Origin of the sequence: Faecalibacterium sp. Marseille-P9312 (genome assembly GCF_902497445.1) — a bacterium.
Lineage (GTDB): Bacteria > Bacillota > Clostridia > Oscillospirales > Ruminococcaceae > Faecalibacterium > Faecalibacterium longum.
Genome location: NZ_CABVEW010000003.1, coordinates 151,813 through 172,060, shown reverse-complemented (window position 1 = coordinate 172,060; position 20,248 = coordinate 151,813). Strand labels below are relative to the sequence as shown.

Genomic DNA, 20,248 nt, shown 5'->3' with positions numbered 1-20,248 from the left:
GAGGATGCTGAATATGAAGTCTGACATCGAGATCGCACAGGAAGCCAAAATGAAGCCCATCGCCGACATCGCCGCCGGTCTGGGCCTTGCCGACGAGGATGTGATCCCCTATGGCCGCTATAAGGCCAAGGTAAACCACCGCCTCATCCACAAGGCATCGAAGCAGGGCAAGCTCATCCTCGTCACGGCCATCAGCCCCACCCCCGCCGGTGAGGGCAAGACGACCACCAGCGTGGGTCTGGCCGACGCCATGAACGCCCTAGGCAAAAAGACCATGCTCTGCCTCCGTGAACCCTCCCTCGGCCCTGTCTTCGGCATGAAGGGCGGCGCAGCCGGCGGCGGCTACGCACAGGTGGTGCCGATGGAGGACATCAACCTCCACTTCACCGGCGACATCCACGCCATCGGTACCGCCAACAACCTGCTGGCGGCTATGATCGACAACAGCATCCAGCAGGGCAATCCCCTGAACATCGACCCCCGCCGCATCACCTGGAAGCGCTGCATGGACATGAACGACCGTCAGCTCCGCTTCATCGTGGACGGCCTGGGCGGCAAGGTCAACGGCACCCCCCGCGAGGACGGCTTCGACATCACCGTCGCCAGCGAGATCATGGCCATCTTCTGCCTCGCCACCAGCATCTCCGATTTGAAAGAGCGCCTCTCTAAGATCGTCTGCGCCTACACCTACGACGGCAAGCCCGTCACGGCTGGGGACATCGGCGCAGCCGGTGCCATGACCGCCCTGCTGAAGGACGCCCTCGACCCGAACCTGGTCCAGACCCTCGAGAACAACCCTGCCATCATCCACGGCGGCCCCTTCGCCAACATCGCCCACGGCTGCAACAGCGTCATGGCCACCAAGCTCAGCCTCTCGCTGGCCGACTACGTCATCACCGAGGCAGGCTTCGGCGCAGATCTGGGCGCAGAGAAGTTCCTGGACATCAAGTGCCGCTATGCGGGCATCGCGCCCAGCGCCTGCGTGCTGGTGGCGACCCTCCGGGCTCTCAAGAGCCACGGAGGCGTAGCCAAGGCCGACCTGAACACTCCCAACCTCGAGGCCGTCAAGAAGGGCGCAGCCAACCTCGTCCGCCACATCGACAACATGAAGAACGGCTTCGGCCTGCCCGTCGTGGTGGCCATCAACGCCTTCCCCACCGATACCGCCGAGGAGCAGGCTTACGTCGAGCAGGTCTGCGCCGAGCAGGGCGTCCCCTGCGTCCTGAGCGAGGTCTTCGCCAAGGGCGGCGAGGGCGGCAAGGCTCTGGCCGAGAAGGTGCTGGACATCATGGAGGACCGTCCCATCCAGTACACCTACCCGCTGGAAATGCCCCTCAAGGACAAGATCAACGCCATCGCCACCAAGATCTACCGCGCCGACGGCGTGAACTACAGCGCCGCCGCCAGCAAGACTCTGGCCGAGCTTACCGAGCTGGGTTACGGCGACCTGCCCGTCTGCATCGCCAAGACCCAGTACAGCTTCAGCGATAATGCCAAGCTGACCGGCGCGCCCACCGGCTTCACGATGGAGGTGCGCGAGGTGCGTCTGGCCGCAGGCGCCGGCTTCGTGGTGGTCATCTGCGGCAGCATCATGACCATGCCCGGCCTGCCCAAGAAGCCCGCCGCCGTGGGCATTGATGTGGACGCCGACGGCAAGATCACCGGCCTGTTCTAAACGAAAATTCGTTCCAGTTTTGCCCCTGCTGTCCCTCGGGACGGCGGGGGCTTTTTTGTTATATGTTCCAAAAAGTTAGACACTATTTGTGCATTCTGCCCCGAAATTGTGTACGAAGCGTGTGAAATCTGAGAAAAAAGTCTCCCTGCGGTTTACAAAAGGGTAACAAAATGGTATACTTTACAGCAGTGAATGAAAGCTGAAAGGATGAGTCAAACGTGGAATGTGCGCCGCACCGGATCTGGAAAAAACTGATGGCCCTTGTGCTGTCGCTCGTGCTGATGGCAGTGATGCTGCCGGGAGCGCTGGCGGTGGACCTCAACGTGGACGCAGGATTTTACTTCAAGCAGAGCCGGGGCGGCACCTGCACGCTGGCCTCTGCCGCCATGATGCTCCGCCGCCGCGCTTTTCTGGATGGCCTGACCGACTGGACGGACGTGACCGAGAACAGCGTCCGCGGCAGTGCGTGGGCAGGGGGCCTCTCCCACAGCTTCAACTATAACGCGATGCAGGTGGGCTACTCCACTCTGCCGTCCAACAACGAGGCGAAGAAGGCCGTGCTCATCCAGCTGCTGGCAGAGCACCCCGAGGGCATCGTCCTCTACGACCGCCGCCAGCCCCACGCCGTTCTCCTGACGGACTACACCGACGGCGTGTTCTACTGCTCCGACCCCGCCGGCAGCGTCTCCTCGGGCCGTGTGCCGATCTCGGCAGCCAGCATCTCCATCGCAGGTGCTTCCTGCTACTGGTACATATCTTCCGACCATAACAGCGCCGTCGCAACGCTGGACAGCCTCCGTCTGGAAGGAATGCGCTACCCGGTCAACATCCGCACCGGCAAGGGCATGAGCGTGAGCGGCACTGCCGCCAGCGCATCGGGTGCTGTGCTGAGCAGCGTGGAAGCGGCGATCCTTGATGCCAACGACCAGCCTGTTCAGAGCGCTGAGGCCTCGCCCAATGTGTCCAGCTGGTCTCTGAAGAACTTCGACAGCCAGCTCCGTTTCGGTGAGCTGCCCGAAGGCAGCTACACTTACATGGTGGTGCTGACCGACTCCAACGGCCAGACGCTCTGCTTCATGAGCGACTTCACCGTTTCCGGCAGCGCCAGCAGCACCGCGACCTACTGGACGGTGCAGGACCCCTCCGGCACGAAGCTGGGTCAGCTCGTTCAGGAGACCGAAGAGGCGGTGGCTGAGGCAGTCGAGAGTGAAGCTGAGGCTGTGACCGAGACGAAGAAGGGGCTGTGGAGCTGGCTTCTGGGCTGAGCTTCCCCAAAATAAAAAGACACAGGGTGGTCGGCAATGCTGACCACCCTGTTTTTGTGTCATCGGCAGAGCTGCGTCCCCGGGAAATAGTGGGCGAGGATGGCTTCGTAGGTCCAGCCCTGCTCGGCCAGCGCTTTTGCACCCCACTGGCTCAGGCCCACACCGTGGCCGTAGCCTTTCGTCGTGATGAGGAAGCTGCCGTCCTGATACCGGATGGTGAAGCAGGCGCTCCGCAGCCCCAGAGCCCGCCGGAGGGCCGTGCCGGAGACGGTCTGGCCGCAGACGGGCAGAGAGGCCGCATAGCCCGAGGCTGTCAGGGTCGTCTCACCGAACCAGCGTTCCGGCGCGGCAGAGTCAGCAGAGATGCCCAGTCCTGAGGAAAGAAGCTGCTGCACCTGCGGGGCAGAAAGGGTGAGGGTGACTTCGTAGTTGTCGGCGGAGAGGTCGGTGCTGCTGTCCACCGGGACGAGGTAGGGGAGTGCGCTGCCCCAGACGTTCTCGCTGGCCTCGGTACGGCCATTGGAGATGGCAAAATAGCTCGTCCCTGCCGCCGCACCGTCATGGCAGAGGACATCGCCGAGGACGGCGTCCGCGAGGGCCGAGAGACGGGCATAGTTGGCCTCGTAGTCGGTCCCCCAGTAGCTGTGGAGGACGGCGTCGGTCAGGTAGCCCTGCCGCCGCGCCGGGTCGGCAGAGAGCCAGCTGCCGTTGGCTGCGGAGGCGTGGTCGCGGCAGTAGAGCGCGTAGCTGTGGGCCGCGACGATCTGCGCCTTGAGGGCCTCGTCCGGCCATGTGAGGGGCATTTCAGCCGCTGCGGCTCCGATGAGATAGTCCCGCTTCGGCACCTGCTGCACCTCGCCGGTGCTCAGGTCTTCGATGAGAAAGACGTCTGCGTCGCCCTCGAAAGCGGCGGGCGCGGCTTCCGATACGGTGGAGGTGCTGGACGCCGGGGCAGGGGGAACGTCCGCCCTGCGGCCCAGCACGGCCCGGGCCAGCCGGTAGCCCGCCAGCGGCAGGGCGCTGCCCAGCGCGAGGAGCAGGGCGCAGAGGAGCAGAAAGGCTTTTTTCATGGGGCATATCTCCCTCCCGGACAGACTTTTGGACTCAGTATACCGGCCGCTGTCGGCAAAAAAGCGCACAAGAAGGGAATGCCTTGCATTTCTGCCCAAAACGCGCTATCATACACTTATGAGATTTTCCCCGAAAAAAAGGGGATAAAGATTTGAGGATTACAGATGAACTTCTTTATCATGGTTTCGCTTTTCCTGAGCGCAGCGCTGGGCGTTTTCCGGGGCATCGACCTGGCCCTTCTCACCGACGCGGAAACGGGCCTGTGCATCGTCGGCTCAGTCTGGCTGCGGTACGGTGCGCTGGCCGTGGCCGTCGGTGCCGCCGTGGCGGCGGGTCGCTGCAGTCAGCCGCAGGCCGGCGCGCTGCGGAGCCGCTGCACGCCTTCCGGCGTCGTGGCACTGGCGGCGGCGGTCTGCTATGGAGAGGCTGCTGTGCTGCGCATCCTCTGGATGGGGAGCAGCGTGGTGATGCTCCTGCGCGCAGTGCTGGAGGCGCTGTGCGCGTTCTGGATGGTCTGCCTCGGCCTGAGCTGGCTGCGGAAGGACTGGAAGACCCCCACCCGCAGCCTGACGCCCGCCGTGCTGGGCAGCGCCGTGTTCTACTGGTGCGTGCTGGCCCGCTTTATGGAGAACAGCTCCAGCTGGCACCGGGTGGCCCCCACGGCGATGGTCTGGCAGCTGCTGGCGGGGCTGATGTTCCTCTCGGCACTGGCCCGGGCGCTCTACCTGCCCGGCACGTCGGACGGACGCACCCTCTGCGCCGGCGGGCTGGCGGCGTTTGCCCTCTGCCTGTGCTGGGAGCTGCCCACCGTGCTGCAGACCCTCGTGCAGGAGGGCGGCGGGGCTCTGCTGACGCCGACGCTGCTGTTCCGGCTGGGGCTGTGCTGTGTGGGAGCTTTGGGAGCCTTGAGCGCTGTGCGCTGCACAAGGACTGAGCAGGATGCATAAATGCGTCAGCAGCCGCTTGGTTGAATTGCTCAAAACAGCACCCCATTCCCTGAGAAAATAGTACAAAAGCAAAAAAGTATGAAAACGACTTGTTAATTTTTTGGCAGGCACTTGAAAGTTTGGCCGTTTTGGTCTAAAATAAGAGTACCGTGAATTATCCGAATCAGGGTAAGAACATTTAGGAGGTACTATTAACATGGCTGTTAGAGTTGCTATCAATGGTTTTGGTCGTATTGGCCGTCTGGCTTTCCGTCAGATGTTTGATGCTGAGGGTTACGAGGTCGTCGCGATCAACGACCTGACCAGCCCCAAGATGCTGGCTCACCTGCTGAAGTACGATACCGCTCAGGGTTCCTTCTGCGGCAAGATCGGCGAGGGCAAGCACACCGTCGAGGCTACCGAGGACTCCATCATCGTCGACGGCAAGGAGATCAAGATCTACGCTGTTAAGGACGCAAAGGACGCTCCCTGGGGCGAGCTGAACGTCGATGTCGTTCTGGAGTGCACCGGCTTCTACACCAGCAAGGAGAAGAGCATGGCTCACATCCAGGCTGGCGCTAAGAAGGTCGTCATCTCTGCTCCCGCAGGCAACGACCTGAAGACCATTGTCTACTCCGTCAATGAGAAGACCCTGACCGCTGAGGATCAGGTCATCTCCGCTGCTTCCTGCACCACCAACTGCCTGGCTCCCATGGCCGACACCCTGAACAAGACCTACCCCATCGTCTCCGGCATCATGACCACCGTTCATGCTTACACCGGCGACCAGATGATCCTGGATGGTCCTCAGCGCAAGGGCGACCTGCGCCGTGCTCGTGCTGGCGCACAGAACATCGTCCCCAACAGCACCGGTGCTGCTAAGGCCATCGGCCTGGTCATCCCCGAGCTGAACGGCAAGCTGATCGGCTCTGCTCAGCGTGTGCCTGTTCCCACCGGCTCCACCACCCTGCTGGTCGCAGTCGTCAAGGGCAAGGACGTCACCAAGGAGTCCATCAACGCTGCTATGAAGGCTGCTACTTCTGAGTCCTTCGGCTACAACGAGGATCCGATCGTCTCCTCCGACGTCATCGGTATGCGTTACGGCTCTCTGTTCGACGCTACCCAGACCATGGTCGCTAAGATCGACGACGACACCTATCAGGTTCAGGTCGTGTCCTGGTACGACAACGAGAACTCCTACACCTCTCAGATGGTCCGTACCATTAAGTACTTCGCTGAGAACTGCTAATCACAGCTCTACGCTCAAAAGTACCTGAGGTGTCCTGCTGAATAAGCGGGAAGACTGATCCGTGAGTTTGACACCCTTCCTTCTGCGGTACGCCGCAGGGGAAGGGTGTTTTTGTTTGTTGATACTTGCCACCTCATCCGCTTCATGATACAATAAAGCCAATACCGCAGTTTATTGCATTTGTGTCGTAGGACAAGGTCCACACCCGCGACCTGTTCCGTCGGGATTAAAGTGGATCGTTTCAAGCGCCGCAGGAGGGGAGACCGCCTGCGGCGTTTTGGCAGCCGGCCGGACTACTGTCAAAATAGACACAATTCCCGAATATCACGGGAAAAGTTTGTTAATAAATTATCCATCTCCCGTCCTTGCAATACACACATATTTTGTTTATAATAGTGTCATAGGGGCTAAGACCCCGAGAGTGAGCGAAATTCGATTCCGAAGAACGAATTGAGAGGAGAATAATCACTATGGGTTTAGGTAAAAAGACGATCGACGATCAGAACTACTGCGGCAAGAAGGTCCTTGTCCGCTGTGATTTCAACGTCCCCATGAAGGACGGTGTCATCACCAACGAGAACCGCATCAATGCGGCTCTGCCCACCATCCAGAAGCTGGTCAATGACGGCGCGAAGGTCATTCTGTGCAGCCATCTGGGCAAGCCGAAGAACGGCCCCGAGGCAAAGTTCAGCCTCGCTCCCGTTGCTGTGGCTCTGAGCGCAAAGCTGGGCAAGACCGTTGTCTTTGCTGACGACGACAACGTCGTGGGCGAGAACGCAAAGGCTGCTGTCGCTGCCATGAACAACGGCGACGTCGTCCTGCTGCAGAACACCCGTTTCCGCAAGGAAGAGACCAAGAACCTGCCTGAGTTCTCTCAGGATCTGGCTTCTCTGGCAGACGCATACGTTGACGATGCCTTCGGCAGCTGCCACCGCGCACACTGCTCCACCGCAGGCGTCACCGACTATATCAAGGACACCGCTGTCGGCTACCTGATGGAGAAGGAGATCAAGTACCTCGGCAATGCCGTGAACGATCCCGTCCGTCCCTTCACCGCCATTCTGGGCGGCGCAAAGGTCGCTGACAAGCTGAATGTCATCTCCAACCTGCTGGAGAAGGTCGATACCCTCATCATCGGCGGCGGCATGGCCTACACCTTCATCAAGGCTCAGGGCTATGAGGTCGGCAAGAGCCTGTGCGATGACTCCAAGCTGGACTACTGCAAGGAGATGATGGCAAAGGCTCAGGAGAAGGGCGTCAAGCTGCTCCTGCCCGTCGATACCGCCTGCGTCGAGAACTTCCCCGACCCCATCGACGCTCCTGTCGAGACCACCGTCGTCCCTGTCACCGCTATCCCGGCTGACATGGAAGGCTGCGACATCGGCCCCGAGACCATGAAGCTCTTCGCCGACGCTGTCAAGGCTTCCAAGACCGTCGTCTGGAACGGCCCCATGGGCGTCTTTGAGAACCCGACTCTGGCTGCCGGCACTCTGGCCGTGGCCAAGGCTATGGCTGAGAGCGACGCTACCACCGTCATCGGCGGCGGCGACAGCGCAGCAGCTGTCCAGCAGATGGGCCTGGGCGACAAGATGACCCACATCTCTACCGGCGGCGGCGCTTCTCTGGAGTACCTGGAGGGCAAGGAGCTGCCCGGCATCGCAGTCATCCAGAACGCATAATCACAGCATCATGAACGGTGCGGCGGCTGTTTCGCCGCCGCATCTTTTATTTATAAAGGTAAATAAGGTAAGGAGAACGTATCATGGATAAGGCAAAGCGCAAGGCCATTATTGCTGGCAACTGGAAGATGAACAAGACCGCCTCCGAGGCTGCTGTTCTGGTGGACGAGCTCATCCCCGCCGTCAAGGACGCATCCTGCGAGGTCGTCATCTGCACTCCCTATACCGACCTGGTCACTGCTGTGGCAAAGACCAAGGGTACCAACATCCATGTCGGTGCCGAGAACGTCCATTTCGAGAAGTCCGGCGCATTCACCGGCGAGATCAGCGCGGATATGCTGGTGGATCTGGGCGTCGAGTACGTCATCGTTGGCCACTCCGAGCGCCGTCAGTATTTCGCAGAGACCGACCAGACCGTCAACAAGCGCGCTCTGGCCGCTCTGAACGCCGGCCTGAAGGTCATCATCTGCGTGGGCGAGAGCCTGCAGCAGCGTGAGGAGGGCGTCACCGAGGAGCTGGTCCGGATGCAGACCAAGATCGCCCTGCGCGATGTCACCGCCGAGCAGATGGCAAACGTCGTCATCGCCTACGAGCCCATCTGGGCCATCGGCACCGGCAAGACCGCTACTGCAGACCAGGCTGAGGAAGTCTGCGCTCAGATCCGCAAGGTCATCGGCGAGGTCTACGGCGAAGCCGTGGCCGAGGCTACCACCGTCCAGTACGGCGGCAGCATGAACGCCAAGAACTGCGAGGAGCTGCTGAGCAAGAAGGACGTGGACGGCGGCCTCATCGGCGGTGCTTCCCTGAAGGCTCCTGACTTTGCTGTCATCGTCAACGCTGCCACCAAGGGCTAAGCCCTGAGCGGTAAAATCGTTCTCTCTGCGCCCGGCTGCGCCGCATTTCCGGCAGGGAGCCGGGCGCTGTTTGTTGAATTTTCAAAGGAGATCCTATTTTATGTCCAAGAAACCTGTTCTGCTCTGCATCATGGACGGCTTTGGCTGGACCCCCAACGAGACCTACGGCAACGCCGTGGCTGCAGCCAAGAAGCCTTTCCTTGATTCTCTGATGGCAAAATATCCTATGACCACCATCGAAGCTTCCGGCATGGCTGTAGGCCTGCCCGACGGCCAGATGGGCAACTCTGAGGTGGGTCACACCAATATGGGCGCCGGCCGCATCGTCTACCAGCAGCTGACCCTCATCACCAAGTCCATCCGCGACGGTGAGATGCTCAAGAACCCCGTCCTCGTCAAGAACATGAAGGCTGCTATCGACGCCGGCAAGGCGATCCACCTGATGGGTCTGGTGGGTACCGGCGGTGTCCACAGCCACGCTGACCACTGGTTCGGTGTGCTGGAAATGGCAAAGCAGATGGGGGCAAAGGAAGTCTACCTCCACTGCATCACCGATGGCCGTGACACCGACCCCCACTCCGGCAAGGGCTTCCTTGCCGATCTGCAGGCCAAGCTGGACGAGCTGGGCATCGGCAAGATCGCCAGCGTCTCCGGCCGTTACTACGCCATGGACCGCGACAACAACTGGGACCGCGAGGAGAAGGCTTACGCTGCCTTCGTCTACGGCGAGGGCAACCACGCCGCCAACGCGCAGGAGGCCATCGAGGCATCCTACGCCGACGACAAGACCGACGAGTTCGTTCTGCCCTGCGTCACCTGCGAGGGTGGCCGTGTGCAGGACGGCGACACCGTTATCTTCATGAACTTCCGTCCCGACCGCGCCCGTCAGATGACCCGCATCTTCTGCGACGACGCCTTCACCGGCTTCGAGCGCCGCGGCGGCCGCAAGCAGGTCCACTACGTCTGCATGGCCGAGTATGACGCCACCATGCCCAACTGCGAGGTCGCTTATCCTCCTGTTGAGCTGAAGAACGTCCTGGGCCAGTACCTGTCCGAGAACGGCAAGACCCAGCTGCGCATCGCCGAGACCGAGAAGTACGCTCATGTCACCTTCTTCTTCAACGGCGGTGTTGAGGCTCCCTACGAGGGCGAGGACCGCTGTGTCATCCCCAGCCCGAAGGTCGCCACCTACGACCTTAAGCCTGAGATGAGCGCCCCCGAGGTCGCCGACGAGTGCGTCAAGCGCATCGAGAGCGGCAAGTACGACGTGGTCATCCTGAACTTCGCAAACTGCGATATGGTCGGCCACACCGGCGTTTTTGAGGCTGCTGTCAAGGCCGTTGAGGCTGTGGACGCTGCTGTCGAGAAGGTCGTCACCGCTGTGCTGAACGCTGGCGGCTGCGCTTTCCTGACCGCGGACCACGGCAACGCCGAGAAGATGAAGAACCCTGACGGCACTCCGTTCACCGCCCACACCACCAACGTCGTGCCTTTCGTGGCCATCGGCTGCGGCGATGTGAAGCTGCGCGAGGGCGGCTGCCTGGCCGACATCGCACCCACCATGCTGCCCTATATCGGCCTGCCCGTCCCGGCAGAGATGACCGGCAAGAGCATCATCGCCGAGTAAACCTTTTCTGAAACAACGCAAGCGCCCCGCAGCTCGTAACAGAGCTGCGGGGCGCTTTTTGTGCTGTTTGGCTTTTCAGCGCTCGACCCAGATGGACATCTTCGCACTGGTAGAGATGTCGCCGAGAAGGATGGTGTCCATCTTGATGCTGCAGGTCACGGCCAGCGCTTTGCTGGAATCGCTGCCGGTGAGCACCGAGGCGGGCAGGTTCTTGAGGGTCAGCACGGCGGTGCCGTCGGACAGGTCGCCGCTCAGAGTGCCGTCATAGTTCACCTCGCCGATGGCGATGCCGGTGAGACGGCCGGTCATGTTCATGGAAGAGAGCTGCTTGACCGGAAGCTCGAGAGTGAAGGTGCCGTTGGGCTGGCGGGTAAGGGTAGCTTCGCGGGTGGTGTCCACGGCACTGTCGGCCATCGACTCCTTGTCCCCGGACTCCCGCCAGAACCGGACGCCCACCGTCATCTTGACGGCGGCGGCACTGGCACTGACCGCCAGCGTCAGGAGCAGCAGCAGCGAGACGAGGACCGCCCCGGTGCGTCTGCCCGTATGCTTCAAAGATTTCGTCATATTCAAGAATCGACCTTTCCAGCCGCAGAGACGGCTCTGTGCGTTCCAAAACGGAACGCGAAGGAATTTGTCATCGCAAAAATAACATATTCAGAAGAAAAAGTCAATCCGGCTTGTGAGTCTTTCACAAAAATGTTTCACATAAGACACATCTTATGGAAGAAAAAAATGCAGACTTTGCCGAAGACACAAAAAAGCCGCCTCCCGGCAGACGGGAAGCGGCAGAAGTCAGGAAAACTCAGACCTCAAAGTCGGGGTCGTCCTTCAGCACGTGGATGCTGGTCATGAAGGGGCTCTGCTCGGGGTCCTGGAACGGAGCCTCCTTGACGTACTTGTTCAGCGCGACAGCAGTGCGGGCGGGGTCGGCGATGGTGCCGGCGCCGCCGATGCAGCCGCCGGGGCAGCCCATGCCTTCCAGCAGGTAGCCGTTGTACTTGCCGGCCTTGGCCAGCATCAGCAGCTTCTTGCACTCGGCGAGGCCCTGTGCGGACGCGATCTTGACGTCCATATCGGGGTGCCACTCCTTGACCTTGTCGGCGACAGCCTTGGCGACGCCGCCGGACTGTGCGAAGCCGCGGCCTGCGCCGGAAGCGTGGACCAGATCGATCTCATCGGGGTCGACTTCGAGGTTGGCCACGTCGATGTCCTTGGCCTCGATGATGCCGGCCAGTTCCTCGAAGGTCAGCACGAAGTCCACATCAGAGCGGACGGTGCGGCGGGAAGCTTCCAGCTTCTTGGCGGCGCAGGGTCCGATGAAGCACATACGGGCCTCGGGGTCGGCCTGCTTCATCATGCGGGCGGTAAAGACCATGGGGGTCATGGTCATGGAGATGTTCTTTGCAAGATCCGGGAAGGCGGTCTTTGCCATCATGCTCCATGCCGGGCAGCAGGAAGTAGCCATGAAGTTCAGCTTGTTGGGGACCTCCTCCAGGAAGTCGTGGGCCTCATCCACGGTACACAGGTCGGCACCGATGGCGACCTCCACGACGTCGTAGAAGCCCAGAGCCTTCAGCGCAGCCTTGAGCTTGCCGGTGGAGGCCAGGCCCGGGAACTGGTTGATGAAGGCGGGAGCGACGAGGGCGTAGATGCGGTCGCCGCGGTTGAAGCCCTGAATGAGCTGGTAGATCTGGCCCTTGTCGGCGATGGCACCGAAGGGGCAGTTGACCAGACACTGGCCGCAGGACACGCACTTGCTGTAGTCGATCTCGGCGCGGCCCAGCTCATCGGAGTGGATGGCACCCATGCCGCAGGCAGCGGCGCAGGGACGCTCGGTCTTGACGATGGCGTTGTAGGGGCAGACGCCGACGCAGCGGCCGCACTTGATGCACTTTTCCTGGTCGATGGTGGAACGGCCGCTCTCCCAGGTGATGGCCTTCTTGGGGCAGACTTCCATACAGGGGTGTGCGAGGCAGCCCTGGCACAGGTCGGAGACCTTGACCAGCTTCTCGGGGCAGCGGTTGCAGGCAAACTTGATGACGTTCACCAGCGGGGGGTCATAATACTTATCGGCGATGGAAGCGTCCTCCAGACCGGAGACGACGCTGTTGTGCTCGTCCATGCGGCGGGTGGGCAGGCCCATGGCCAGACGAACGCGCTCCTCGACGATGGCGCGCTCGAGGAAGATGTCCTTGCGGAGCTTGCCTTCCTCACCGGGGATGATGGTGTAAGGGATCTTGCGCATCAGGTGGTTGGCCTGCTCGCCCTTGACGTTGGCGTAGGCCATCCGTGCCACCTCGGTAAAGACCTGGCGGCGGATCTGGATGACCGTGGTGTTGATTCCTCTGAAACTCATTCCAATCTCTCCTTGCTTTGAAACAACAGAACAAAAAACCGCTCTGACGCGGCTTTTCTCCGGGGCCTTTGATACTGGGCTGCTGCAAACAGCCGGATGCCCCGAATAATCCACTTTTATTGTAGCATAAACCCTTCGGGAAGAAAAGGGAAAAGCCTAAAATTTGTTATGAAATTCACAACTGATATATCTTGCACAAATGCGAACAAATGGATTTGTACAAAACGGCAAAGAAACGGCTAAGATTACACCATCTCGGCCCGGACACGCTCGCCGTCGTAGCTGCCCAGCCGGACATGGATGATCTCGCCGCTCTTATGGCCCGGGGCCGAGACCACGACGGGAACATACAGCCGGGTGTAGCCGGTGAAGAGGGTGCCGGAGAGGGGGGTCTCCAGCAGAACGTCGTCCTCGCTGCCCTCGCAGCCGGCCAGCACCTCGCGGCGGATGTCCTCCGCGATGGCGTTCATCTCCCGGCTGCGGGCCTGCTTTTCGCGCTCATGGACCTGGTCGGGGAAGTCGTAGGCGGGGGTGCCGCTGCGGCGGGAGTAGGGGAAGACGTGGACTTTCAGGAAGCCGATCTCCTTCAGGAACGCGCAGCTCTCCCGGAAATCTTCCTCCGTCTCGCCGGGGAAACCGCAGATGCAGTCGGTGGTGAAGCTGACCGGGCGGTCACCGTAGGCGGCGCGGAGCTGGCGGACCACCTCGGCGTACTGCTCGGCGGTATAGACGCGGCGCATCCGGCGCAGGGTGGCGCTGCAGCCGCTCTGCAGGCTCAGATGGTACTGGGGGCAGAGCTTGTTCACTGCCGCCAGCCGGGTGATGTACTCGGGGGTCAGCATATCGGGGTCAAGGCTGCCCAGCCGGATGCGCTCGATGCCCTCCACCCGGGCGCACTTCTCCACCAGCTCCACAAGGTTGGTGCCGGTGTCGAGGCCGTAGCTGGGCAGGGAGATGGCGCTGAGCACCACTTCCCGGTAGCCGGAAGCGGCCAGCTGGCGCAGCTCGGCGAGAATGCTCTCTTCCGAGCGGCTGCGCACCGGGCCGCGGGCGCGGGGGATGACGCAGTAGGCGCACTGACGGTTGCAGCCGTCCTCTACTTTGATAAAGGCGCGGGTGTGGGTCTCGAACCGCTCCACCGGCAGCTCTTCGAACCGCTCGCCCTTCGCGTGGGGGGCGATGGCGACGATGCGCTCGTGGCCGTCCAGCAGCTTGAGCACGTTGTCGAGGATGGCTTTCCGGTCGCCGTTGCCGCAGACCAGGTCGGCCTCCATGAACTGGGCCGCTTCCTCGGGGAAAGCCTGCGGGTAGCAGCCGGTGAGGACGGTGACGGCGCCGGGGTTCTCGCGCTTGGCCCGGCGGAGCCACTTGCGGCTCTTCTGGTCGCCGAAGTTGGTGACGGTGCAGCTGTTCACCACAAAGACGTCGGCCTCTTCGCCCTCCGGCACGATGGTGAAACCGGCGGAGCGGAACATCTGTTCCAGCGCACCGGTCTCATTTAAGTTGACCTTGCAGCCAAGAGTATAAAAACAAACTCGCATGGGGTGTCCTTTCTGAAACCTCTCCGTCATTGCTTCGCAATGCCACCTCCCCTATCGAGGGGAGGCCTTGGCAGTTCGTAAAGCTTTCTCTCCTCGCCAGAGGCTCTCCTCGGTAGGAAAGCTGTCAGGCGTCAGCAAAACGGAGAGGTTATTACCTTATAATAAACCATCCTATTATAGCAGATTTTTCCCGGGGAGAAAAGAGCATTCCGGCCTCTTTTTTTGCATAGAATGCAATCAGACAGACATTGCGGGGAGGGACAAGGGATGGAACGAAAGAATTTTGCGGTGCTCTGCGCAGCCGTGCTCTGCTTCTGGCTGTTTGCACTGGCCCTTGGGACGGCGGAGGGCGTGGGCCTGCGGGCTGTCATGCACCCGGAAGAGCGGGCCGTCAGCGCCGACGTCGAGGAAGCGGCAGAAGGAATTCTGCTGCCGGCCGCAGCCGCCGCGCCTCAGCTCGACCTCAACTGCCGCGCTGCCATCCTCATTGAGCAGGGGAGCGGACGGGTCCTCTACGAGAAGAACGCCGACGAGCGGGTCCCCATCGCCTCCATCACCAAGGTGATGACCCTGCTGCTTGCCTTCGAGGCTGTCCATGACGGGCGGCTGACCATGGAGACGCCGGTGCCGGTGAGTGAGCACGCCTACCACATGGGCGGCAGTCAGATCTGGCTGGAGCCGGGGGAGCACTTTACATTGGACGAGATGATAAAGGCCATCTGCGTTTCCTCCGCCAACGACGCGGCAGTGGCCGTGGCCGAGTTGGTGGGCGGCAGTGAGCCGGCCTTCGTGGAGCAGATGAACGCCCGAGCCGCCTCGCTGGGGATGGAGCAGACGTCTTTCCGCAACGCCTGCGGGCTGGACGCCGAAGGCCATCTCTCCACGGCCCGGGACGTGGCCGTCATGAGCCGCACCATCCTGAACACCTGCCCCGAGGTGCTGCACTACACCGGCATCTGGACGGATACCCTCCGGGGCGGGGCGACCCAGCTGATCAATACGAATAAGCTCCTCCGCCGGTATGAGGGGATCACCGGCCTCAAGACCGGCACCACCGGCGGCGCGGGCATCTGCATCTCGGCCAGCGCCACCCGGAACGGCCTCTCCCTCATCGCGGTGATACTGGGCGCACCGTCCAGCGCCGACCGCTTCGACGCCGCCACGACCCTGCTGGACTACGGCTTCGGGGCCTATGAGGCCGCGCCGCTGCCAAAACTCGAGGCACAGCCGCTCCAGATCACGGTCAAAGGCAGCGCGGCGGGCAGCGTCCCGCTGGATTACGCGGCCCTGCCGGAGACGGTGCTGGTGGAGAAGGGGAGCGGGGCGTCCCTGCATACCGAATTGACCCTGCCCGAGGAGCTGGAAGCTCCGGTGGAGCAGGGCCAGACGCTGGGCAAAGCCGCCGTCTATCAGGGCGAAAAGCTTCTGGAAGAGTACGAAGTGCGTGCTGCCGCCGATGCGCCGAGGATGACCGTCCGGGATGCCATCGGTCTGCTGTGGCAGAGCCTCACCGGCGCGGCATGACCGAAAACTGCGCACTACCGGTCAAAAACGGTCAGTGAGGGCAAAGAATGGCTTGGACGTTTGTATAAAAGATGTAAGAGCATACAAAACAACACTATTAAAATTGTATGAAAAGCGAGGATTTTGGCCTTGACTTTGCCCGGCGGGAACGGTACACTTATACCAAGAAAAACCCTCGCCGGGCAAAGAGCCCGTAAAATGTTTTGGAGGTTTTGATAGAATGAGTCTCGCTCTGAATACAAAGCACCTCTCCAGTTTCATCAACGAAGAGGAATACAAGGCCATCTACCCCCAGGTAGAGGCCGCGCACAAGACGCTGGAAGCCAAGAACGGCCCCGGCAGCGATTTCCTGGGCTGGATGTATCTGCCCCGTGATTATGATAAGGAAGAGTTCGAGCGCATCAAGGCAGCTGCTGCCAAGATCCGTGAGGATTCCGACGTTCTGGTGGTCGCCGGCATCGGCGGCAGCTATCTGGGCGCACGCGCCGTCATCGAAGCCGTCAAGGGTATGTACCACAACGAGCTGGACAACGGCCTGAAGATCTACTTCTGCGGCAACAGCATCAGCCCCACCTATCTGAATGACATCATCGCGCTGTGCAAGGGCAAGCGTTTCTCCATCAACGTCATCTCCAAGTCCGGCACCACCACCGAGACCTCTCTGGCCTTCCGTGTGCTGCGCAGACTGCTGGAAGACGAGATGGGCGTGGAAGAGGCCAACAAGCGCATCTACGCCACCACCGACCGCGCCAAGGGTACCCTCAAGCAGCTGGCTGACGCCCAGGGCTGGCCCACCTTCGTCGTCCCCGACGATGTCGGCGGCCGCTACTCCGTCCTTTCCGCTGTGGGCCTGCTGCCCATCGCTGCTGCCGGCATCAGCATCGACGACGTCATGAAGGGCGCAGCCGACGCGATGGAGCGCTTCTCCGTGCTCAGCCCCGACAACGACGCCTACAAGTATGCGGCCATCCGCAACATCCTGTACCGCAAGGGCAAGAGCATCGAGATCCTCGAGTGCTATGAGCCGAACTTCACCCTCATGAACGAGTGGTACAAGCAGCTGTTCGGTGAGAGCGAGGGCAAGGACAACAAGGGTCTGTTCCCCGCAAGCTGCATCTTCTCCACCGATCTGCACTCCATGGGTCAGTTCATCCAGGAAGGCTCCCGCACCATGTTCGAGACCATCGTGGATGTCAAGAAGCCCGCACAGGACCTCTTCATCGACAAGCTGGAGGGCAACTTCGACGGCCTGAACTTCCTGGCTGACCAGAACATGAGCGTGGTCAACCGCAAGGCCATGGAAGGCACCATCCTCGCCCACACCGACGGCGGCGTGCCGGAGGTGGTCATCGAGGTGGACGACCTGTCCGCTTATAATGTGGGCTACCTCATCTACTTCTTCTGGCGTGCCTGTGCCTGCAGCGGCTACCTGCTGAGCGTCAACCCCTTCAACCAGCCGGGCGTCGAGAGCTATAAGAAGAACATGTTCGCTCTGCTGGGCAAGCCGGGTTACGAGAACCTGACCGCCGAGCTGGAAGCAAAGCTGAAGTAAGAGCAAGCGGAACAAAAAACGATCTCCCGCCGTGAGGCGTGGAAAATACAGGAGGACAGAACTATGATTAAACTGATTGTTGGCACCAAAGGCTCCGGTAAGACCAAGGCTATGATCGACATGATCAATGATTCGGTCAAGACCTCCAAGGGCAACGTCGTTGTCGTCGAGAAGGGCATGAAGCTGACCTATGAGGTCCCCAACGCCGCCCGTCTCATCGACCTGGACGAGTACAAGATCGCCGGCGGCGAGATGCTGTACGGCTTCGTGGCCGGCCTGCTGGCAAGCAATTATGACATCACTGACCTGTACATCGACGGCATCCTGAAGGTGCTGGATCACGACATCAACCGTCTGGGCGTCGTTCTGGACGAGATCGCTGCTGCCGCCGGCGACTCCGTCAAGGTCACCGTCACTGTCAGCGCTGATGAGGCTGCTCTGCCCCACGATGTGAAGAAGTACCTGTAACATAACTCTGAAATTTCTGATTTGAAGCATCCCAGACAGGCAGGAAACCGGAGAATTTGAAATTTTTTCGGTTTTCTGCCTGTTTTGGTGTTGACAAAGGGCTGTGTTGGCGCTATACTAACAAAGCAGCCTTTTATGAGGTGTACTATGCAATTTGACCTGAGAAAGTTTATCGTATCCGGCACGAAACCTTACGCCGCAGAGTTTCAGTGTGATTTGTCTGCAAAGGATTTTGCCGGTGCAAGGATCGAGCAGCCTGTGACGGCCCGCTTTGAGGCGGTGCCGGATGGCGAGGAGATCCGGATGACGCTGCGGGCAAACGCATTGGTGCACGGAGAGTGCGCCCGCTGCCTCGACCCCGTCGAACGGGAAGAGACGGTGCAAGCAGAGTGGACGGTCAGGGAGCGCGATCTGGACGACCCGGATTTCGACCTGCCCCTCAACGAAAAAGGACATCTGGATGTGGACGAATGGCTCTGTCAGGAATTCATGTTCCAGATACCGACGGTGCTGCTTTGCAGCGCTGACTGCCCGGGCTTGTGTCCCCGGTGCGGGAAGAAGATGGCCGAATGTACCTGCCCTCCGGCAGAAGCTGAGGCCGAACCCGCAGACGCAAGGCTAGCGATACTCAAATCACTGCTGAACTGAGAAACCCATCAAGGAGGTGCAAAAATATGGCAGTACCTAAGAGACATCTTTCCAAGGCCCGCCGCGACAAGCGTCGCAGCAATGTTTGGAAGCTGGAGGCCCCCGCACTGGTCAAGTGCAGCAACTGCGGCTCTCTGAAGCTCCCCCACCAGGCATGTGGCAACTGCGGTTACTACAAGGGCGAGGAAGTCATCAAGAAGGGCTAATTTGCGCAGAATTGGTGGCACATTGGTGTTATGTACAGAAGGGGAGGGCGCAATGCCTTCCCCTTCTTGCTGTTTATGGGACGGATGAAACCTCTCCGTCATCCCTTCGGGATGCCACCTCCCCTAACGAGGGGAGGCTTTGGCAGCCGGGTGAAGCTTGCTGGATACGCCAGAGGCTCCCCTACTAGGGGAGCTGGCGGGCGCAAGCCCGACTGAGAGGTTGTACGAAGGCGAACCTATCGGAAAGCAGGTGAAGTGAAAGTGTCTATTAAAATCGACCGCGTGGACGCGGGCAGCGAGGCGGAAGCCCTCGGCCTCGCCGGCGGCGACGAGCTGCTGAGCGTGGACGGCAACGAGCTGAACGACACGCTGGACTATGATTTTTATACCGACAGCAAGAGCTTCCACCTCAAAGCAAAGGTGGCGGACGGCATCCGGGAGTGGGACGTCCGGCGGGAAGAGCGCGGCCCCTTCGGCTGCGACTTCTCCACCTATCTGGGCGACCAGAAGCACTCCTGCTCCAACCACTGCATGTTCTGCTTCATCGACCAGCTGCCCCCGGGGATGCGTGAGAGCCTCTACTTCAAGGACGACGACGAGCGCCTGTCCTTTTTGTTCGGCAACTATATCACCATGACCAACATGCAGGACCACGAGATCGACCGCATCATCAAGATGCATATCTCGCCCATCAACATTTCGGTCCACACCACCAATCCCCAGCTCCGCGTGCGGATGCTGGCGAATAAACGGGGCGGCGAGGTGCTGAAGTACCTGCCCCGCCTGGTGGAGGGCGGCATCGCCGTCAACTGCCAGCTGGTGCTCTGCCGGGGCATCAACGACGGCGACGAGCTCCGCCGCACCCTCACCGACCTGCTGGAGCTGACCCCGATGGTGCAGAGCGTGGCGGCAGTCCCCTGCGGCGTGACGGACTACCGCCAGAACCTCTTCAAGCAGACGCCCTACGACGCCGAGACCAGCGCCGCCGTCATCGACATCATGGAAGAGTTCGGCGACGAGTGCAAGCGCCGCCACGGCAAGCGCATCATCTACCCCAGCGATGAGTGGTACCTCAAGGCCGGCCGCCCCATCCCGGAGCCGGAGTTCTATGAGGACTACGACCAGCTGGAAAATGGCGTGGGCATGATGAGCCTCTTCCGGGAGGAATTTCTGGCCGAGCTGGAAAAGCCCCACCGCATCTATGGCACCAAAAAGATGGATGTCGTCACCGGCACCATGGCCGCGCCCCTCATCACCGAGATGATGGACGAGCTCCACCGCCAGTACCCCATGATAGAAGTAAACGTGCATCCCATCAAAAACAACTTCTTCGGCGGCAACGTCGGCGTGGCGGGCCTCGTCACGGCGACCGACATCATCGCTCAGTGCGAGGGTCGGCTGTCCAGCGGCACCCTGGGCGTGCCTGCCGTGATGCTGCGGGAGGAGAAGGACACCTTCCTCGATGATATGACCATCGAGCAGTTGGGCCAGCGGCTCGGCGTAAAGGTGGAAGTCCTGCCCACCGGCGGCGGCGACGAGGCCAAGGCCCTGCTGCGCAGCGGCCTGCATATCGCCCGCCGGAGAAGACCGTAATTTTACCCCTT

The 20,248-nt window shown here is 60.9% G+C and carries 17 protein-coding genes; 13 read left to right on the top strand and 4 right to left on the bottom strand.

Translation table 11 applies throughout. The features are described 5' to 3' along the window. Positions 1–13 precede the first annotated feature (13 nt). A complete protein-coding gene (locus F3G95_RS03545; RefSeq protein ID WP_188117504.1) occupies positions 14–1,675 on the top strand; it encodes a formate--tetrahydrofolate ligase in 1,662 nt (553 codons plus the stop codon). Between the two features lie 218 nt (positions 1,676–1,893). After that, positions 1,894–2,940 (top strand): hypothetical protein, encoded by a 1,047-nt coding sequence (locus F3G95_RS03540; RefSeq protein WP_243130257.1) that lies wholly within the window; start codon positions 1,894–1,896, stop codon positions 2,938–2,940. A gap of 59 nt (positions 2,941–2,999) precedes the next feature. Here the strand turns inward: F3G95_RS03540 and F3G95_RS03535 are convergent, their stop codons facing one another. Beyond that, positions 3,000–4,010 carry a SpoIID/LytB domain-containing protein gene (locus tag F3G95_RS03535; protein WP_149793839.1) on the bottom strand — a complete coding sequence of 337 codons (1,011 nt, stop codon included), beginning with the start codon at positions 4,008–4,010 and terminating at the stop codon, positions 3,000–3,002. Positions 4,011–4,175: 165 nt separating this feature from the next. On the opposite strand from F3G95_RS03535, the gene F3G95_RS03530 reads away from it, so the two are divergent. The 5 genes from F3G95_RS03530 to gpmI all read left to right on the top strand — a co-directional run bounded on the left by F3G95_RS03530 (position 4,176) and on the right by gpmI (position 10,346). After that, entirely contained in the window at positions 4,176–4,958 is a 783-nt protein-coding gene (locus F3G95_RS03530) for a hypothetical protein (RefSeq protein WP_149793838.1), read from the top strand. Positions 4,959–5,154: 196 nt separating this feature from the next. Then, a complete protein-coding gene (gap, locus tag F3G95_RS03525; RefSeq protein ID WP_149793837.1) occupies positions 5,155–6,186 on the top strand; it encodes a type I glyceraldehyde-3-phosphate dehydrogenase in 1,032 nt (343 codons plus the stop codon). A 470-nt stretch (positions 6,187–6,656) separates the two neighbouring features. Further along, complete coding sequence (locus F3G95_RS03520) at positions 6,657–7,865, top strand: phosphoglycerate kinase (RefSeq protein WP_015563697.1); 1,209 nt, start codon at positions 6,657–6,659, stop codon at positions 7,863–7,865. 83 nt (positions 7,866–7,948) lie between these two features. Next, entirely contained in the window at positions 7,949–8,719 is a 771-nt protein-coding gene (gene tpiA, locus F3G95_RS03515; RefSeq protein ID WP_015563698.1) for a triose-phosphate isomerase, read from the top strand. Positions 8,720–8,819: 100 nt separating this feature from the next. Beyond that, positions 8,820–10,346, top strand: coding sequence for a 2,3-bisphosphoglycerate-independent phosphoglycerate mutase (gene gpmI, locus F3G95_RS03510; protein ID WP_149793836.1), 1,527 nt, complete (start codon positions 8,820–8,822; stop codon positions 10,344–10,346). A gap of 75 nt (positions 10,347–10,421) precedes the next feature. Here gpmI and F3G95_RS03505 read toward each other — a convergent pair whose 3' ends face one another. The 3 genes from F3G95_RS03505 to mtaB form a co-directional block, all read right to left on the bottom strand. Next, positions 10,422–10,913 (bottom strand): pilin, encoded by a 492-nt coding sequence (locus tag F3G95_RS03505; protein WP_149793835.1) that lies wholly within the window; start codon positions 10,911–10,913, stop codon positions 10,422–10,424. A gap of 238 nt (positions 10,914–11,151) precedes the next feature. Then, a complete protein-coding gene (locus F3G95_RS03500; RefSeq protein ID WP_149793834.1) occupies positions 11,152–12,705 on the bottom strand; it encodes a 4Fe-4S dicluster domain-containing protein in 1,554 nt (517 codons plus the stop codon). A gap of 245 nt (positions 12,706–12,950) precedes the next feature. Beyond that, positions 12,951–14,246: a tRNA (N(6)-L-threonylcarbamoyladenosine(37)-C(2))-methylthiotransferase MtaB gene (gene mtaB / locus F3G95_RS03495; protein WP_149793833.1), complete on the bottom strand. Its 1,296-nt coding sequence runs from the start codon at positions 14,244–14,246 to the stop codon at positions 12,951–12,953. Positions 14,247–14,513: 267 nt separating this feature from the next. Between mtaB and F3G95_RS03490 the strand changes: the two genes are divergently transcribed. The 6 genes from F3G95_RS03490 to F3G95_RS03465 all read left to right on the top strand — a co-directional run bounded on the left by F3G95_RS03490 (position 14,514) and on the right by F3G95_RS03465 (position 20,237). Next, positions 14,514–15,770 carry a D-alanyl-D-alanine carboxypeptidase family protein gene (locus tag F3G95_RS03490; protein WP_149793832.1) on the top strand — a complete coding sequence of 419 codons (1,257 nt, stop codon included), beginning with the start codon at positions 14,514–14,516 and terminating at the stop codon, positions 15,768–15,770. Between the two features lie 220 nt (positions 15,771–15,990). After that, the gene (locus F3G95_RS03485; protein ID WP_149793831.1) at positions 15,991–17,322 is read left to right on the top strand and encodes a glucose-6-phosphate isomerase; all 1,332 of its coding nucleotides are present in this window, start codon (positions 15,991–15,993) and stop codon (positions 17,320–17,322) included. Between the two features lie 63 nt (positions 17,323–17,385). After that, on the top strand, positions 17,386–17,790 hold the full coding sequence (locus F3G95_RS03480; RefSeq protein ID WP_149793830.1) for an ATP-binding protein: 405 nt from the start codon (positions 17,386–17,388) through the stop codon (positions 17,788–17,790). Positions 17,791–17,937: 147 nt separating this feature from the next. Further along, positions 17,938–18,438: a YceD family protein gene (locus F3G95_RS03475; protein ID WP_015563706.1), complete on the top strand. Its 501-nt coding sequence runs from the start codon at positions 17,938–17,940 to the stop codon at positions 18,436–18,438. 26 nt (positions 18,439–18,464) lie between these two features. Continuing rightward, a complete protein-coding gene (gene rpmF / locus F3G95_RS03470; protein WP_015563707.1) occupies positions 18,465–18,644 on the top strand; it encodes a 50S ribosomal protein L32 in 180 nt (59 codons plus the stop codon). A 261-nt stretch (positions 18,645–18,905) separates the two neighbouring features. Beyond that, complete coding sequence (locus tag F3G95_RS03465; RefSeq protein WP_149793829.1) at positions 18,906–20,237, top strand: DUF512 domain-containing protein; 1,332 nt, start codon at positions 18,906–18,908, stop codon at positions 20,235–20,237. The last annotated feature ends 11 nt before the right edge of the window (positions 20,238–20,248 follow it).

Bases quoted from the DNA above. Each gene is read 5' to 3' on its own strand.
- gpmI (WP_149793836.1), top strand. From the start codon at position 8,820: ATGTCCAAGAAACCTGTTCTGCTCTGCATCATGGACGGCTTTGGCTGG.
- gap (WP_149793837.1), top strand. From the start codon at position 5,155: ATGGCTGTTAGAGTTGCTATCAATGGTTTTGGTCGTATTGGCCGTCTG.
- mtaB (WP_149793833.1), bottom strand. From the start codon at position 14,246: ATGCGAGTTTGTTTTTATACTCTTGGCTGCAAGGTCAACTTAAATGAG.
- tpiA (WP_015563698.1), top strand. From the start codon at position 7,949: ATGGATAAGGCAAAGCGCAAGGCCATTATTGCTGGCAACTGGAAGATG.
- F3G95_RS03485 (WP_149793831.1), top strand. From the start codon at position 15,991: ATGAGTCTCGCTCTGAATACAAAGCACCTCTCCAGTTTCATCAACGAA.
- F3G95_RS03475 (WP_015563706.1), top strand. From the start codon at position 17,938: ATGCAATTTGACCTGAGAAAGTTTATCGTATCCGGCACGAAACCTTAC.
- F3G95_RS03500 (WP_149793834.1), bottom strand. From the start codon at position 12,705: ATGAGTTTCAGAGGAATCAACACCACGGTCATCCAGATCCGCCGCCAG.
- F3G95_RS03480 (WP_149793830.1), top strand. From the start codon at position 17,386: ATGATTAAACTGATTGTTGGCACCAAAGGCTCCGGTAAGACCAAGGCT.
- F3G95_RS03535 (WP_149793839.1), bottom strand. From the start codon at position 4,010: ATGAAAAAAGCCTTTCTGCTCCTCTGCGCCCTGCTCCTCGCGCTGGGC.
- F3G95_RS03505 (WP_149793835.1), bottom strand. From the start codon at position 10,913: ATGACGAAATCTTTGAAGCATACGGGCAGACGCACCGGGGCGGTCCTC.
- F3G95_RS03520 (WP_015563697.1), top strand. From the start codon at position 6,657: ATGGGTTTAGGTAAAAAGACGATCGACGATCAGAACTACTGCGGCAAG.
- F3G95_RS03530 (WP_149793838.1), top strand. From the start codon at position 4,176: ATGAACTTCTTTATCATGGTTTCGCTTTTCCTGAGCGCAGCGCTGGGC.
- F3G95_RS03545 (WP_188117504.1), top strand. From the start codon at position 14: ATGAAGTCTGACATCGAGATCGCACAGGAAGCCAAAATGAAGCCCATC.
- F3G95_RS03490 (WP_149793832.1), top strand. From the start codon at position 14,514: ATGGAACGAAAGAATTTTGCGGTGCTCTGCGCAGCCGTGCTCTGCTTC.
- rpmF (WP_015563707.1), top strand. From the start codon at position 18,465: ATGGCAGTACCTAAGAGACATCTTTCCAAGGCCCGCCGCGACAAGCGT.